This is a genomic window from Nitratireductor pacificus pht-3B (assembly GCF_000300335.1).
In the GTDB taxonomy this organism is placed as follows: Bacteria; Pseudomonadota; Alphaproteobacteria; order Rhizobiales; family Rhizobiaceae; genus Nitratireductor; species Nitratireductor pacificus.
The window spans coordinates 1-13,182 of record NZ_AMRM01000026.1; the positions used below are offsets into that span (position 1 = coordinate 1).

Annotated in this window: 17 protein-coding genes; 11 read left to right on the plus strand and 6 right to left on the minus strand. The window is 64.5% G+C overall.

From position 1 onward, the window contains the following. The 3 genes from NA2_RS18600 to NA2_RS18610 all read left to right on the plus strand — a co-directional run. The coding region (locus NA2_RS18600) for a DUF192 domain-containing protein (protein ID WP_008598708.1) at window positions 1-420 on the plus strand (420 nt) is incomplete at its 5' end. Window positions 421-447: 27 nt separating this feature from the next. Beyond that, entirely contained in the window at window positions 448-1,212 is a 765-nt protein-coding gene (locus NA2_RS18605) for an alpha/beta fold hydrolase (RefSeq protein WP_008598709.1), read from the plus strand. Then, on the plus strand, window positions 1,199-2,068 hold the full coding sequence (locus NA2_RS18610) for an alpha/beta fold hydrolase (protein ID WP_008598710.1): 870 nt from the start codon (window positions 1,199-1,201) through the stop codon (window positions 2,066-2,068). The genes NA2_RS18605 and NA2_RS18610 overlap by 14 nt, the downstream gene beginning before the upstream one ends. A gap of 34 nt (window positions 2,069-2,102) precedes the next feature. Here the strand turns inward: NA2_RS18610 and NA2_RS18615 are convergent, their stop codons facing one another. Then, a complete protein-coding gene (locus tag NA2_RS18615; protein WP_008598711.1) occupies window positions 2,103-2,903 on the minus strand; it encodes an enoyl-CoA hydratase/isomerase family protein in 801 nt (266 codons plus the stop codon). 108 nt (window positions 2,904-3,011) lie between these two features. Between NA2_RS18615 and cysE the strand changes: the two genes are divergently transcribed. Then, window positions 3,012-3,848: a serine O-acetyltransferase gene (gene cysE / locus NA2_RS18620; protein WP_008598712.1), complete on the plus strand. Its 837-nt coding sequence runs from the start codon at window positions 3,012-3,014 to the stop codon at window positions 3,846-3,848. 223 nt (window positions 3,849-4,071) lie between these two features. Further along, window positions 4,072-4,278, plus strand: coding sequence for a DUF3126 family protein (locus NA2_RS18625; RefSeq protein WP_008598713.1), 207 nt, complete (start codon window positions 4,072-4,074; stop codon window positions 4,276-4,278). A gap of 107 nt (window positions 4,279-4,385) precedes the next feature. On the opposite strand, the gene NA2_RS18630 is transcribed toward NA2_RS18625, so the two are convergent. After that, on the minus strand, window positions 4,386-5,114 hold the full coding sequence (locus NA2_RS18630) for a hypothetical protein (protein ID WP_008598714.1): 729 nt from the start codon (window positions 5,112-5,114) through the stop codon (window positions 4,386-4,388). Window positions 5,115-5,379: 265 nt separating this feature from the next. On the opposite strand from NA2_RS18630, the gene NA2_RS18635 reads away from it, so the two are divergent. Then, entirely contained in the window at window positions 5,380-5,907 is a 528-nt protein-coding gene (locus NA2_RS18635; protein WP_008598715.1) for a gamma carbonic anhydrase family protein, read from the plus strand. A 190-nt stretch (window positions 5,908-6,097) separates the two neighbouring features. On the opposite strand, the gene NA2_RS18640 is transcribed toward NA2_RS18635, so the two are convergent. Continuing rightward, window positions 6,098-6,706 (minus strand): transglutaminase-like cysteine peptidase, encoded by a 609-nt coding sequence (locus NA2_RS18640; protein ID WP_420798714.1) that lies wholly within the window; start codon window positions 6,704-6,706, stop codon window positions 6,098-6,100. A 348-nt stretch (window positions 6,707-7,054) separates the two neighbouring features. Between NA2_RS18640 and NA2_RS18645 the strand changes: the two genes are divergently transcribed. After that, entirely contained in the window at window positions 7,055-7,549 is a 495-nt protein-coding gene (locus tag NA2_RS18645; RefSeq protein WP_008598718.1) for a GNAT family N-acetyltransferase, read from the plus strand. 72 nt (window positions 7,550-7,621) lie between these two features. Here the strand turns inward: NA2_RS18645 and NA2_RS18650 are convergent, their stop codons facing one another. Both NA2_RS18650 and NA2_RS18655 read right to left on the minus strand, forming a co-directional pair. Next, window positions 7,622-8,239 (minus strand): PilZ domain-containing protein, encoded by a 618-nt coding sequence (locus NA2_RS18650; RefSeq protein WP_008598719.1) that lies wholly within the window; start codon window positions 8,237-8,239, stop codon window positions 7,622-7,624. Window positions 8,240-8,329: 90 nt separating this feature from the next. Beyond that, a complete protein-coding gene (locus NA2_RS18655) occupies window positions 8,330-8,968 on the minus strand; it encodes a PAS domain-containing protein (protein WP_008598723.1) in 639 nt (212 codons plus the stop codon). A 326-nt stretch (window positions 8,969-9,294) separates the two neighbouring features. Here NA2_RS18655 and NA2_RS18660 point away from each other — a divergent pair, with 326 nt between their 5' ends. After that, complete coding sequence (locus tag NA2_RS18660) at window positions 9,295-10,038, plus strand: rhomboid family intramembrane serine protease (RefSeq protein WP_008598724.1); 744 nt, start codon at window positions 9,295-9,297, stop codon at window positions 10,036-10,038. Window positions 10,039-10,156: 118 nt separating this feature from the next. Then, window positions 10,157-10,588, plus strand: coding sequence for a CBS domain-containing protein (locus tag NA2_RS18665; RefSeq protein WP_008598725.1), 432 nt, complete (start codon window positions 10,157-10,159; stop codon window positions 10,586-10,588). Between the two features lie 49 nt (window positions 10,589-10,637). Here NA2_RS18665 and NA2_RS18670 read toward each other — a convergent pair whose 3' ends face one another. After that, on the minus strand, window positions 10,638-10,895 hold the full coding sequence (locus NA2_RS18670; RefSeq protein WP_008598726.1) for a YjhX family toxin: 258 nt from the start codon (window positions 10,893-10,895) through the stop codon (window positions 10,638-10,640). 285 nt (window positions 10,896-11,180) lie between these two features. Between NA2_RS18670 and gatB the strand changes: the two genes are divergently transcribed. Beyond that, window positions 11,181-12,683 (plus strand): Asp-tRNA(Asn)/Glu-tRNA(Gln) amidotransferase subunit GatB, encoded by a 1,503-nt coding sequence (gene gatB / locus NA2_RS18675; RefSeq protein WP_008598727.1) that lies wholly within the window; start codon window positions 11,181-11,183, stop codon window positions 12,681-12,683. After that, a complete protein-coding gene (locus NA2_RS18680; protein WP_008598728.1) occupies window positions 12,676-13,182 on the plus strand; it encodes a GNAT family N-acetyltransferase in 507 nt (168 codons plus the stop codon). Before gatB ends, NA2_RS18680 begins: the two co-directional genes overlap by 8 nt.

The following is a 13,182-nucleotide window of genomic DNA, read 5'->3' on the forward strand; positions in this document are numbered from 1 at the left end:
TTCGCGCAGACAAGCGTGATGCGCCTGCCGGCCGATGCGGACCCGCTGATCATCGAGACGCGGGCCGGCGAGAAGACGTTTTCCATCGAGATCGCCGACGAGCCGCATGAGCGGCAGCGCGGCCTGATGTTTCGCCAGTCGATGGCGGCCGACCGGGGAATGCTCTTCATCTTTCCGACGGAAAGCAGACAGGGCTTCTGGATGCAGAACACGCCGCTGCCGCTCGACCTGCTGTTTATCGGCGCAGATGGGGTGATCCGGGCCATCGCGCGCGGCGTCCCGTTCTCCACCGCATCCATCTCGCCGGACGTCCAGTCCCAGTTCGTGCTTGAACTGCCAGCCGGAACCGCGCAAAAATCGGGGATCGAGATCGGCAACCGCCTGCGTCATCCGCGCATCGGCGCGCCGGCGGGCAAGTAGATTTCAACGGACGATCCTTCAGCCGACATGCAATCATTCACTCACGACGGATTTGAGCTGGCCTTTATCGACGAGGGCCATGGCGACCCGGTTCTTCTCATTCACGGCTTTGCCTCGACGCATTACGTCAACTGGGTGGCGCCGGGCTGGGTGAAGACCCTGCGCGACGCCGGTTACCGGGTCATCGCGCTCGACAACCGCGGCCATGGAAAGTCGGCGAAAAGCCACGACAAGGCGGACTATACGCCTGTCAGGATGGCGGGGGACGCGGCCGCGCTACTCGATCACCTGGACATCGGGCGGGTGCATGTGTTCGGCTACTCGATGGGCGCGCGCATCTCGGCTTTCCTGGCGCTGGAGCACCCCGACAAGGTTGCTTCGCTGATCTTCGGCGGGCTGGGGATCGGCATGGTCGAGGGCGTCGGGGAATGGGACGAGATCGCCGAGGCGCTGCTCGCTCCCGATCCCGAGGCGATCGTCTCGCCGCGCGGCCGCATGTTCCGCAAATTTGCGGACCAGACGAAGAGCGACCGCCAGGCGCTGGCCGCCTGTATCGCGACCTCGCGCGAACTGCTCAGCGCCGAGCAGGCGGCGCGCATCGTCCAGCCGACGCTGGTGGCCGTGGGCACCGCAGACGACATTGCCGGCTCCCCCGAGGCGCTTGCCGCCCTGATGCCTGACGCGACCGCCTTTGCGATCGAGCGCCGCGACCATATGCTGGCTGTCGGCGACCGCACGTTCAAGGCGCGCGCGCTGGCGTTTCTGGAGGAGCATCCGCTTGGTCGATCGTAAGCCTATTTCCTTCGTCGGGGCCGAGGGCAATCCGCTCGTTGCCGACCTCTGGGACGGGGGCGGGCATCCGGTGATCTTCCTGCATGGCGGCGGCCAGACGCGACGTGCCTGGGATGCCACGGCGCGCGCGGTGGCGCGCCAGGGAATGCGGGCGATCTCCGTCGATCAGCGCGGCCATGGCGAGAGCGCCTGGGTGGAGACAGGGCACTATGGTTTCCGCCACTACGGGGCGGACGCCGCGGCGCTCATCCGGCAGGTCCACGCGCGCTTTCACGCGCGTCCCTCCGCGGTCGGCGCTTCACTTGGCGGGCTGGCGTCGCTGACGGCGGAAATGCAGGAGGGACCGCTGCTCGAGGCACTGGTGCTGGTCGACATCACGCCGCGGCTCGATCCGCAGGGCGTTGACAAGATTCAGGGCTTCATGGGCGCGCGCATGGAAGAGGGGTTCGCCTCGCTCGAGGAGGCGGCGGAGGCGATCGCCGCCTATCTGCCGCATCGCGCGCCGCGCCGCTCCCTCGAAGGCTTGCGCAAGAATCTCCGGCGCGACGAGGACGGGCGGTACCGCTGGCATTGGGACCCGGCCTTCATCAAGGGCGCGCAGAACATCAACTCGGGCGCCGACGCGCTGATGCAGGAACTGATGACGGGGTTGCCCGGACTTCACCTGCCGGTTCTTCTGGTGCGTGGCATGCGCTCCGAGCTGGTGCAGGAAGCCCATGCCCGCGAATTCGTCTCGCTCGCGCCGGCGGCGTCCTATGTGGATGTGGGCGGGGCGGGGCACATGGTGGCGGGCGACCGCAACGATGTCTTTGCCACCGAAATCCTGAAATTCCTCAGCCGCGACCAGGCCGCATAGATCAGGCGACCGCGCGGCCCGTCGATCCCGGCTCTCAGCGACCCAGGAACTTCGCTGCACGTCTTTCCAGGAAAGCCCTGCGGCCCTCCGCATAGTCCGTGCTCTCGAAGGTTGCATCGCCCAGGTTCTGGGCGTGTTCCATGTCCTCTTTCCGGCCGGACAGCGCGGCCGCGATCGAGGCTTTCGACGCGCGGATCGACAGGGGAGCGTTCAGCGCCAGAACCCCGGCGATCTCGCCGGCGCGTGCCAGCAGGGTTTCGGAGGCGGTGATCTCCAGCAGGAACCCGCAATCCATCGCCTTTTGTGCATCGATCCGGGCGCTGCTGAAGGTCAGATACCGCGCCATCTGAGCGCCGGCGGTGGCGACGATGTCGCCCATGGCCTCCACCGGGTAGGCGAGGCCGAGTTTCGCTGCCGGAACGGCGAAGCGCGCCTGCGGCGTGGCGATCCGCAGATCGCAGGCAGCGGCGAGGCCGAAGCCGCCGCCGAAACAGACGCCGTCGATCGCCGCGATGGTCGGTATCGTGGCGTTGCGGATGGCGGCGAAGGCGGCGGCATTGAGCGCCTCGTAGGCGCGCGCGGTCTCGGCATCACGCCGGACGGTTTCGAACTCCCCGATATCCGCGCCGGCGCAGAAATGCGGTCCCGCGCCGGTCAGGATGATCGCCCGTGCGGCTTCGTCGCGCTCGATCCGCCCGATCATGACGCCGAGCGCCTGCCACATGTCCCGGGTCATCGCATTCATCTTTTCGGGCCGGTCCAGCGTCAGCGTCGCCACCTGATCGCGGAGCGAAAGCGTGAAACCGGTCAGTTCCGGCAGATGGTCGTCGGCCATGGTTCAGTATTCCTGCAACCAGCTTCAAGGTTTTTTGCGGTTCAACTGAACGGGCTTCTGGCGTATGTTTCGCGGCAACGCAAGAACAGCTGTCACTGGAGACCGGCCATGAGCGTCCGCAATGCGGTTCGAGAAGATGGCGCCCACAAGGACGCACCAGCACCCGTCGATCCGATCTGGCGCGCGGTGCGCGGCGAGGCTGAAGCGGCGGTGGCCAACGATCCGCTGCTCGCTGCCTTTCTTTACGCGACTGTGCTGAACCATGACACGCTGGAAAGCGCGGTCATTCACCGGGTCGCCGAAAGGCTGGACCATCCCGATATCGGCGCCGACCTGATCCGCCAGACCTTCCACGCCATGCTTCAGGACGAGCCGGAATGGCGCGCCGTGGTGCGCGTGGATATCCAGGCCTATTACGACCGGGATCCCGCCTGCGACCGCTTCCTGATGCCGGTCCTCTATTTCAAGGGTTTTCACGCGATCCAGACGCATCGGCTCGCCAACTGGCTGCTGCGGCAGGGGCGGAAGGATTTCGCGCTCTACCTGCAAAGCCGCTCGTCCGTCGTGTTCCAAACGGACATCAATCCGGCCGCCCGCCTCGGCAAGGGCATCTTCATCGACCACGCGACCGGCGTGGTGATCGGCGAGACCGCGGTCGTCGAGGACAATGTCTCGCTGCTGCATGCCGTGACGCTCGGCGGAACGGGCAAGGAGGGCGGCGACCGGCATCCGAAGATCCGCCACGGCGTGCTGATCGGCGCCGGCGCCAAGATCCTCGGCAATATCGAGGTCGGGCACTGCGCGCGGGTGGCGGCCGGTTCGGTGCTTCTGACCTCCGTGCCGCCCAACAAGACCGTCGCGGGCGTGCCGGCGCGGGTGGTCGGCGAATCGGGATGCCGCGAGCCGTCCCGTTCCATGGACCAGATTTTGCGCGACGAAGCCTGACGAGGGACCCGGTGGCGCAAGGAGGCAGCCCGTGCGCCTGTCCCTCACGAAATTCCGTTTCAGGGTTTACAGCGCGCCGGAGCACATGTCAGAAGCCGGGTCAGGCGAGGGCGGAACGCCACCTTCCGGTGATGCGTTCTGCGAACAGTTCGCACGGAAACCCAGAGATCGATCATGACGGCGCGCATCGAGGCGCACCGTCCAAAGGCACCGGAGACACGTCTTGAAACCTGAAGAAATCAGAAAACTCGAAGCGTATTTCAAGCGTACCTTCAACAATCCGACGCTGTCGGTGAAGGCCCGGCCGCGCAAGGAGGATTCCTGCGAACTGTATGTGGGCGACGAGTTCCTCGGCATCATCTTCAAGGACGAGGATGAAGGCGAGCTGTCCTACAATTTCTCGATGGCCATTCTCGACATCGATCTGTAGTGGGGATCTGCAGCCCGCGCGCTGCATGGCCCATGGAGACGTATGGGCGCCGGGATTCATGAAAAGGGTCCGGAAATCCGTGGCGGTTTCCGGACCTTTTTCGCTTTTCAGTGTGCCGTCTGTAGAAAGCTCTTCGCTTTTGCGGCGATCGCCATATCGAGTGCCTGCCATTCCCCGAGCAGTTCGGCGGGGAACCTGTAGGTGAGGCTCATCTCGTCTCCGATGGCGATGTCGCGCTCGCAGGGCGCCAGGGATTCGCGCGCCGCCGGGCCGCTGAGGCAGCGTGCGACGAAGAGGCGTTCACCCGACGGATCGTCTGCGACAGCGAGGGCCTCGTTCTGATAGCCGGATTCGGGGGTGAAGCCGTGAAAGCGGATCCCGTTCGGGCCGTCGAACGATTGCGGGTCGACGACATGCGCGTAGATCGGCTCGAAGCGATCGCTCATGTCGCGCGACATCATGCGTTCCTCGAAGCTGAGAAAGACGATGCGCCGCGCTCCATCGGTGTGGTTGAAGTCGTCGCGCGTGGCGCGGGTATAGCCTTGGAGGTCCGGCCAGCGCAGATAGAGGTCTAGCCGCTGCGTCACGCCGCTCCGCCGCGCTGCCTCGAAACGAATGGCGTTCTCCGGAACGGTCAGAACGTTGTTTCCGAGCACGATCTCGTGGGCTTGGGTGGATTCGCTGTGACCGGCCGTCGCCATCGAGCCGCCGAGCCAGTGACCCGCTCCCGCGATGCCGAGCGACAGGAGCAGCAGGGCGACGCTGACCTGGAAGACGCGCAGCATGAAACGGGGATTCGGCGCTGCCGGCGCATCTGTCAAAACCGTTGTCTCCATCGCTGCGGCCATTCCAGGGTTCGATCGCGGACGCCGGAGGTGAAGGGCAGCGCGACCGACGCTCATCTGGATGCGATGAGCTTGCAGCCATTATGGTAAATGGCGCGTAAAAGTGGCGGCGCTTCGCCGGGTTTTGCGGGCGTTTGCGCCAGCGGGTTGCGGTGAAACCGCCAGCCTGGCAGCCGGCGCGGCCTTCCAAATCGCTGCGAAACCTGCTCTGGTTCCGGGTTCAGCATGCCGCCTTCATTCAGACAGGAAATTGCCAATGCCGATTTACGCACTCGCCGGCGAGAGCCCGCTTTTTGACCAGCCCGGATCCAACTGGATCGCCCCCGATGCGACGCTGATCGGCCGCGTGCGGCTCGGGCGCAATGCCGGTATCTGGTTCGGCGCGGTGCTGCGCGGCGACAACGAGCTGATCGATATCGGGGAAGACACCAACATCCAGGAGCATTCCGTGCTGCATACGGATATGGGGTTTCCCTTGCGGGTGGGACGCGGCTGCACCATCGGCCACCGGGCGATCCTGCATGGCTGCACGATCGGCGACAATTCTCTGATCGGGATGGGGGCGACTGTGCTGAACGGGGCGAAGATCGGCCGCAACTCGCTTGTGGGTGCGGGCGCGCTGGTCACGGAGGGAAAGATGTTTCCCGATAATTCGCTGATCGTCGGCGCGCCGGCGAAGGTCGTTCGCACGCTCGACGAGGAGGCCGTCAGGCAACTCGAATGGTCGGCGGCGCACTACGTGGAGAATGCGCGCCGCTTCATGAGCGACCTGAAGCCGGTCTGACAACGTTCAAAATGCGGAGCCGACCCAGAGGACTGGGCCGGCTCCTAGACCCGGTCGTTGGGGACGGGGAGGTGGGGACTCGACCGGGTATCCCGCATCAGCCCGACGCGCAGCCGGCGTTTCCGGTTCTGCAGCATCGCCTGAAAGGTAATGGGTTGCGTCCCTTGCGGAACGCGCGCCCTGTTGCGTGCTATCTGCTGGTTCCGACACTGGCGACCGCGCCGGCGCGGCCGTCATTGATGCTGACCCATTTGCCCGAGCTGGCGGCCGACTGGCGCTTCAGATAGGTGTATTCCGTGTCCGTCCAGGCCAGAACGCGCGGTTCCAGATTGTCCAGGATGTAGTCGCCCATGCTGGTCATGACCGTCAGCACGGCGTGGCCGTCGCCGTTCGGCTGGCGCACCACGGTGATGAGGAGATTGCCGGCCGGCACGCCGGCCTTCATCAGAAGCCTGCGCTTTTCCAGCACATAGTCCTCGCAGTCGCCGAAGACGTCCGGATAGGACCAGAATTCCTCGATGCCCCAGATCTCCTGGTCCGTTCGCGGCTGGACGGCGGCGTTGACCGAATTGTTGATGTCGATCATGGCCTGCCAGAGATTGCGTGTCAGCTTGATCGGGCGCGCATTGGCCGTCGACTGCCGGCATTCCGCAGGCTCGCGTTGGCAAAGCTCATAGTGCCCGATCGGCTGGGTGGTCAGCCCGCCGGTCTTCATGAAGGTCTGCGCTGCATGCGCACCGACCGTGAAAGACGCAAGCAGCGTCGCGGCGGCAGCGGCAAGCCGCAAGCTCTTTGAAATCCCCATCGTCTTGTCTCCCGTTTGAGGAGACAATGACATGTAGGTATTTATTCCATGCAAAATCCCGAAGTATAAGTCTCGCTAAATTCTACTGTTATTTTCATTTAGTAAGTATAAAATTGAAATCAAATCCAATTTATATTTTAGTAGAATTTATCTAAAATTGTAGGGATCTGCAGCGCCGGCCATGGGAGGGGTTTGCGGTGGAAGCCGACAAGCGCGGTATGGCCGCGAAGGCGCGGCTTGGAGGGGTGGATCTCTCTCCACTGTCCGAAAGCCAGGTGAAATTCCGGATTCCAGGTGAAATCCGGGCGTGACAGTGCAGCCTGACATGCTAATCCTCGATCCATGCATGTTCGATCCGAGAACCAGACCGACGCGGCGGCAATCCGCGCTCTCATCACGGCGGCCTTCACGGGCGCCGAGCACGCGGACGGCACGGAGGCGGAGATCGTGGAGCGGCTTCGCGCGAGCGATGGCCTGTCCATCTCGCTGGTCGCCATCGAGGACGGCGAAATCGTCGGTCACGTCGCGTTCTCGCCCGTAAGTCTTGGGAGAGCGCCGGGATATTACGGGCTTGGGCCGGTCGCGGTGCATCGTGACCATCGGCGACGGGGCGTAGGGGCCGAGCTTATCCGAACGGGGCTGGATCAGCTCAGGGATCGGGGAGCGAAGGGCTGTGTCGTGCTTGGCGATCCGGCCTATTATCGGCGCTTCGGCTTCGCCTGCGATGAACGGGTCACGCTCGCCGGTGTCCCGGCGGAGTATTTCCAGATTCTACGGCTGACCGATAGCGGCGATGTCGGCGCGGTCCGCTATCATCCCGCTTTCGGAATTGAATAGGCCGGGCGTCGTGCCGGAAGAACAGGGGCGCTGCATTCTGCAAACGGACGTGGAAGGCGCCAGTGGCGCTTCTCAGTTGTCGCTCGGCAGCGAGAACTCGGCCTCCAAGGCCTGGCGGTTCTGGATGCCCGCGAACTCGATGGCGATGCCGTCCTCGAAATGACGGACCACCTGGCCGCGCATCGTTCCCAGATGAACCTGCGTTCCCTTCTCCGGGCGGATGTCGCTCTCGATGGCCGCGCCCGAAAGGGAAAGGTCGATGATGCGGCACCGGTATTCGCCGCCATCGGGCAGGCGCAGCGTGCTGATCGGATTGCGCGGCGCGATACGCTCGTGGCGGCGGTCTTCGGGTAGGTCCAGCTCGTGCTTGTTGGCAAGCCAGGTGAGCTGGGCGGCGAGCTTGTCGCGCTTGCGCTCCGAAGCGATGATGGTCATGGCGAAGCCATGGTCCAGCGTCCGCGTGACGACGCCTTCAATGCGGCCGATGTGATCCAGGTAGGCGATGATCTTTTCACCCGGGCGTCCGGACCGGTCGGCGATCAGGGACGCATTGCCGGGTGACATATCGATGACGCGGCAGGCATGCTCCGTCCGGTCCTCTAGCATGAACCGTCCATAGATCGTCACCCTGACGCGCTGAAAATTCCGACGCTCGCTGCGCAGGGGGATGGGGTTGATCGCCGCTGACATTGTCCTCTTTCACGCTCCCGCTCGGACAGGTCCCGCTGCCTTCTCGAAGCAGCGTAAAATTACGCCCGGCGGGTTAACAAGCGGTAAGGGTCAACCGGTGCGGCCACCCTCGAAGACAACCAGATGGCGAAACCGGCGGCCGCGGCCGGGCTCGATCAGACTGTCGGTCAGCGAGTGGCCATCCGGCGCCAGCGGCGGCACGGGGACGGCGGGACGGTTCTTGAGGAACATCGGTTCACGATCGGCATCGACCACGCGCAGCGAGGTGATGCGGCACTCGACGACCGCCTCGGCGCCCAGCCAGAAAGGCTTTTCGCACGGAATGAGCGAGCCGAGCGCGCGCGGATTCTCCATGCCGCCGTCGAGCGGCAGCAGGAGCAGTTCGAAACCGGTCGTTTCGCCGCCCGCCGTGCATCCCTCGAACGAGAACACCACCACGGATTTCTGGTCGAATGCGCTGCGCGCCAGCTTGCCAACGATGGCCTGGTCCTTCTTGGCCCAAAGGGAAGCGAAGGAGAAGCCTTTCAGTTCCTTGCCGAAGGTGGCGCAGAGACGGGTGCCGGCGAGGCGGAAAACGGCTTCGCCGCGCGCATCCTTCTCCAGGATGAAGGTGTCGGCGAGCAGGGTCTTGATGTCCGCCGGCTCGATTTCCGTGCGCTTCGGCGCTGGGCGATTGCCGCGCAACCTGTCCCAATATTGGAACAGCGTAACAGAACCGTCCTGTTTCATGCCTGTTGGCTCCTGCTTTCGGCCCGGGCCTGTCTCATAGGCGGACAGGCGCCGGCATTTTCAATAGCGACATGTGGACGGGTGCAGGTTGCGTGCCAGACCGGCAGGACTTGTTAAGTCTCGGATTTCGTTAAGGTTAAAAAAGGGTTTAGATTGCCCGCTGCGGCGCCCGGTGGCAGGGTGGTTTTGTCAGAACACGCCGAATCAGGCGGATGACGGGGCAGACGCCGATCCTCTTCACGAGACCGGCAGGGGGGCTCGACCAGGCCGTTCAGGAGCGATCCTGAGCGGCTTTTTTCTTGCTCCGTCCTCTGCTACCGAGGGCGATGGACAAAGAACGAGACGATGGTGCGCCGGAAGCCGGTCCGGACGTGGTGAACGACATCCCGAACGAAGCGGGGGAGCCGCCGCGCCGCGAGCCGGTGTTCAACCTGGCGCCGGTCGTCACGGTCTTTGCACTCGCCTGCATCGGCATCTTCGCGCTGCAAGCCCTTTGGCTCGGCCCGCAAGGCGAGGCATGGCTCATCCTGCGCTTCGCGTTCCTGCCGATCCGCTATACCGGACCTTACCTGCTCGACGCCTATGCGGCGGTGAGCCCGCTCACCTATTCCTTCCTGCATGGCGGCATCGCCCATCTGGCGGTCAACATGATCTGGCTGGCGGCGTTCGGTTCGCCCCTGGCCAACCGGATCGGAGCCATGCGCTTCGTGCTGTTCTGGGGCGCGGGGGCGCTTGCCGCCGCCGGCCTGCATTTTGTCCTGCATCCGCTTTCGGCAGCACCGCTGGTCGGCGCATCGGGCGCCATCTCGGCGATGATGGGGGCAGCGGCGCGCTTCGCGTTCCAGGTCGACCGGCGCCAGCCCAAGCCATCCTTCGCCGGCCCGGTCTGGCCGATCCCGATGGTTCTGCGGTCGCGCACCGTGCTTGTGTTCCTGGCCGTCTGGATGGTCGTCAACCTGGTCACCGGACTGGGTGTCGGCGCATCGCCCGATTCGCCCCAGATCGCCTGGGAAGCGCATATCGGCGGTTTCCTGTTGGGCTTCTTCGCCATCCGCCTGTTTGACCGCTGAGGCGCGGGCCGGCGGTTTTGCAGGGCTCGCGCAAGGTTGACGCCGCTTCCATCCACAGACTTGCAAAGCGCCTTTCCCGGGCGCAACATCATGGCATTGCCGGTAGAAGGAGATTGCCATGACCGTGAAGGCCATTCTGGATACCAAGGGGCGGGATGTCGTCACGATCGCGCCGGACAAGAGCCTTGCCGAAGCGGCGCAGATCCTGGCGGAGCACGGCATCGGTGCGGTGGTGGTCACAAGGGATGCGGGCCAGATCGCCGGCATTCTTTCCGAGCGCGACATCGTCCGGGCCGTCGGCCAGAACGGCGCCGCGGTGCTCGAAAGCCCCGTTTCCTCGGTGATGACGGCGAAGGTACAGCGCTGCCGGGAGCACCATACGGTCAACGAGGTCATGCAGATCATGACCGAGGGCCGCTTCCGCCACTTGCCTGTCGAGCATGACGGTCGGATCGCCGGGATCATCTCCATCGGCGACGTGGTCAAGAAACGCATCGAGGAAGTCGAGCGCGAGGCCGAAGACATCCGCAGCTACATCGCCACGGCCTGAGGCGAAGGGGCCGCCGCAAACGGCAGCCCCCGTCGCAAAGGTCCGCGCCCTATCGATTGTCGAGCTGCGAGCGCACCAGACCCAGGCCGCGCCGGGTGATCCGGTAGGGACCTCCGCCGCGGGACTGGATCGCCTGCTTGCGCTTCAGCTTGCGAAACAGGCCGATGTCCAGTCCGGGATAATGCCAGCCGTCACGCGTGACGCAGCTGAGGTCTTCGATATGGCCCCTGTCGTCCTTCTCGACGTCGATGCGGCCGCCCTGCGCCAATATGTGCAGGATGCGCTGTTCTGCGCGCGATATGTCCATGTCTTCAAGTCCTGGAAAACCGTCGGCCGGATGGCCAACACAAAGCGCCGCGCTGCGCCTGGCAGCACGGGGTTCAGGGTTTTCGCGCCCCGGTCCTGACGGTCTTGCAGGCCGGGGCCCTAGCGGGACTCAAAGCTGGTGGACATAAAGACTCCATTCGAAGGCGCGTTTCATAACGCAAACCGCGCGTGGAATAAAGCGCTCCGCTTGCCATGCGTAGGCGATTGGTCTAGCCAATGCGGCAGTCCAATTCCGAACAATCCGACTGCACGGCCCCGCGAAATCATGACACTCATCGACACACGCACGCCCGACCCGAAGCGCTTCATCTCCGGTGCGACCGGCGATTGGGAGATCATCGTCGGCATGGAGATTCACGCGCAGGTGACCTCCGAGGCGAAACTGTTCTCCGGCGCCTCCACGGCGTTCGGCGCGGAACCGAATGCGAATGTCAGCCTCGTCGATGCAGCGATGCCCGGCATGCTGCCGGTGATCAACGAGGAATGCGTCCGGCAGGCGGTCCGCACGGGCCTCGGCCTGAAGGCGAAGATCAACCACCGCTCGGTGTTCGACCGGAAGAACTATTTTTATCCGGACCTGCCGCAGGGCTACCAGATCTCGCAGTTCAAGCAGCCGATCGTCGGCGAAGGCGAGGTGATCGTCTCCGTCGGGCCGGCCAAGGACGGGTCGTTCGAGGAGATCGTGGTGGGCATCGAGCGCCTGCATCTCGAGCAGGATGCGGGTAAATCGCTGCACGACCAGCACCCGACCATGTCCTATGTCGACCTCAATCGCTCCGGCGTGGCGCTGATGGAGATCGTTTCCAAGCCGGACATCCGCTCGGCGGACGAGGCCAAGGCGTTCCTAACCAAGCTGCGCACCATCCTGCGCTATCTCGGCACCTGCGACGGCAACATGGACGAAGGCTCCATGCGGGCCGATGTGAACGTCTCCGTGCGCCGGCCCGGCGGTGACTTCGGCACGCGCTGCGAGATCAAGAACGTCAACTCGATCCGCTTCGTCGGCCAGTCGATCGAATCCGAGGCGCGGCGGCAGATCGCCATTCTCGAAGACGGTGGGACGATCGATCAGGAGACGCGCCTGTTCGATCCCGTCAAGGGCGAGACGCGCTCCATGCGCTCGAAGGAAGAGGCGCACGACTACCGCTATTTCCCCGATCCGGATCTGGTGCCGCTCGAGTTCGACCAGGCCTATGTGGATGCGCTGGCTTCCGGCCTGACCGAGCTGCCGGACGAGAAGAAGGCTCGCTTCATCGAGACCTTCGGCCTGTCGGAATACGACGCTTCCGTGCTCATCGCGGAGAAGGCCACGGCGGACTATTTCGAGAAGGTGGCCGAGGGCCGCGACGGCAAGACGGCTGCCAACTGGGTCATCAACGACCTGCTCGGCGCCCTGAACAAGGCCGGCCAGGACATTGAAAGCACGACGGTTTCGCCAGAACAGCTCGGTGCCGTGATCGATCTGATCAAGGACGGGACGATCTCCGGAAAGATCGCCAAGGACCTGTTCGAGATCGTGCTCGCCGAGGGTGGCGACCCGCGCAGGATCGTCGACGAACGCGGCATGAAGCAGGTCACCGACACCGGCGCCATCGAGAAGGCAGTCGACGACGTGATCGCGGCCAATCCCGACAAGGTCGAGCAGGCGAAGGCCAAGCCGACATTGGCCGGCTGGTTCGTCGGGCAGGTCATGAAGGCGACGGGCGGCAAGGCCAATCCGCAGGCCGTCAACGACCTGGTCAAGGCCAAACTGGGCATCGATGGCTGACGCCGCGCCATACTTCGTCAGGACCGTGGCGCGCGGCGACCTGGAGAAGGTCCGCGCGCTTCTGATCGAAACCTGGCACCACACCTATGACGCGCTTTACGGCGCCGCGCGTGTCGATGAGATCACCGGTTCGTGGCACACGATCGCTGCGCTCGAGGCTAGGCTTACGCGGCCCAACAGCGAGTTCGTGGTGGCGGATAATGGCCTGGAGATCGGCGGGATGGCGTTCGCCGAGGCAACCGACGAGGGCAGGGCGGTGATGCTGCGCCAGCTCTATGTGCACCCTTCGCGTCAGGGGCAGGGCATCGGCGCGGCGTTGCTCGAGGAGGTCGAGAACTGCTTCCCCGAGGCGCGCCGGATCCGGCTCGAGGTGGAGGAAGCCAATGCCGGGGCGCGCCGCTTCTATGCCGCGCACGGCTTCGCGCAGGTTGGAAGAACCGAAAACTGCGGCGCGGGCGGTTCGGGCATTCCGGCGCTGATTTACGAAAAGCGCCTGTGA

Excerpts from the sequence above, each read along its gene's own strand:
- NA2_RS18605 (WP_008598709.1), top strand. The coding sequence starts at position 448 with ATGCAATCATTCACTCACGACGGATTTGAGCTGGCCTTTATCGACGAG.
- NA2_RS18615 (WP_008598711.1), bottom strand. The coding sequence starts at position 2,903 with ATGGCCGACGACCATCTGCCGGAACTGACCGGTTTCACGCTTTCGCTC.
- cysE (WP_008598712.1), top strand. The coding sequence starts at position 3,012 with ATGAGCGTCCGCAATGCGGTTCGAGAAGATGGCGCCCACAAGGACGCA.
- NA2_RS18630 (WP_008598714.1), bottom strand. The coding sequence starts at position 5,114 with ATGGAGACAACGGTTTTGACAGATGCGCCGGCAGCGCCGAATCCCCGT.
- NA2_RS18635 (WP_008598715.1), top strand. The coding sequence starts at position 5,380 with ATGCCGATTTACGCACTCGCCGGCGAGAGCCCGCTTTTTGACCAGCCC.
- NA2_RS18645 (WP_008598718.1), top strand. The coding sequence starts at position 7,055 with ATGCATGTTCGATCCGAGAACCAGACCGACGCGGCGGCAATCCGCGCT.
- NA2_RS18650 (WP_008598719.1), bottom strand. The coding sequence starts at position 8,239 with ATGTCAGCGGCGATCAACCCCATCCCCCTGCGCAGCGAGCGTCGGAAT.
- NA2_RS18655 (WP_008598723.1), bottom strand. The coding sequence starts at position 8,968 with ATGAAACAGGACGGTTCTGTTACGCTGTTCCAATATTGGGACAGGTTG.
- NA2_RS18660 (WP_008598724.1), top strand. The coding sequence starts at position 9,295 with ATGGACAAAGAACGAGACGATGGTGCGCCGGAAGCCGGTCCGGACGTG.
- NA2_RS18665 (WP_008598725.1), top strand. The coding sequence starts at position 10,157 with ATGACCGTGAAGGCCATTCTGGATACCAAGGGGCGGGATGTCGTCACG.
- NA2_RS18670 (WP_008598726.1), bottom strand. The coding sequence starts at position 10,895 with ATGGACATATCGCGCGCAGAACAGCGCATCCTGCACATATTGGCGCAG.
- gatB (WP_008598727.1), top strand. The coding sequence starts at position 11,181 with ATGACACTCATCGACACACGCACGCCCGACCCGAAGCGCTTCATCTCC.
- NA2_RS18680 (WP_008598728.1), top strand. The coding sequence starts at position 12,676 with ATGGCTGACGCCGCGCCATACTTCGTCAGGACCGTGGCGCGCGGCGAC.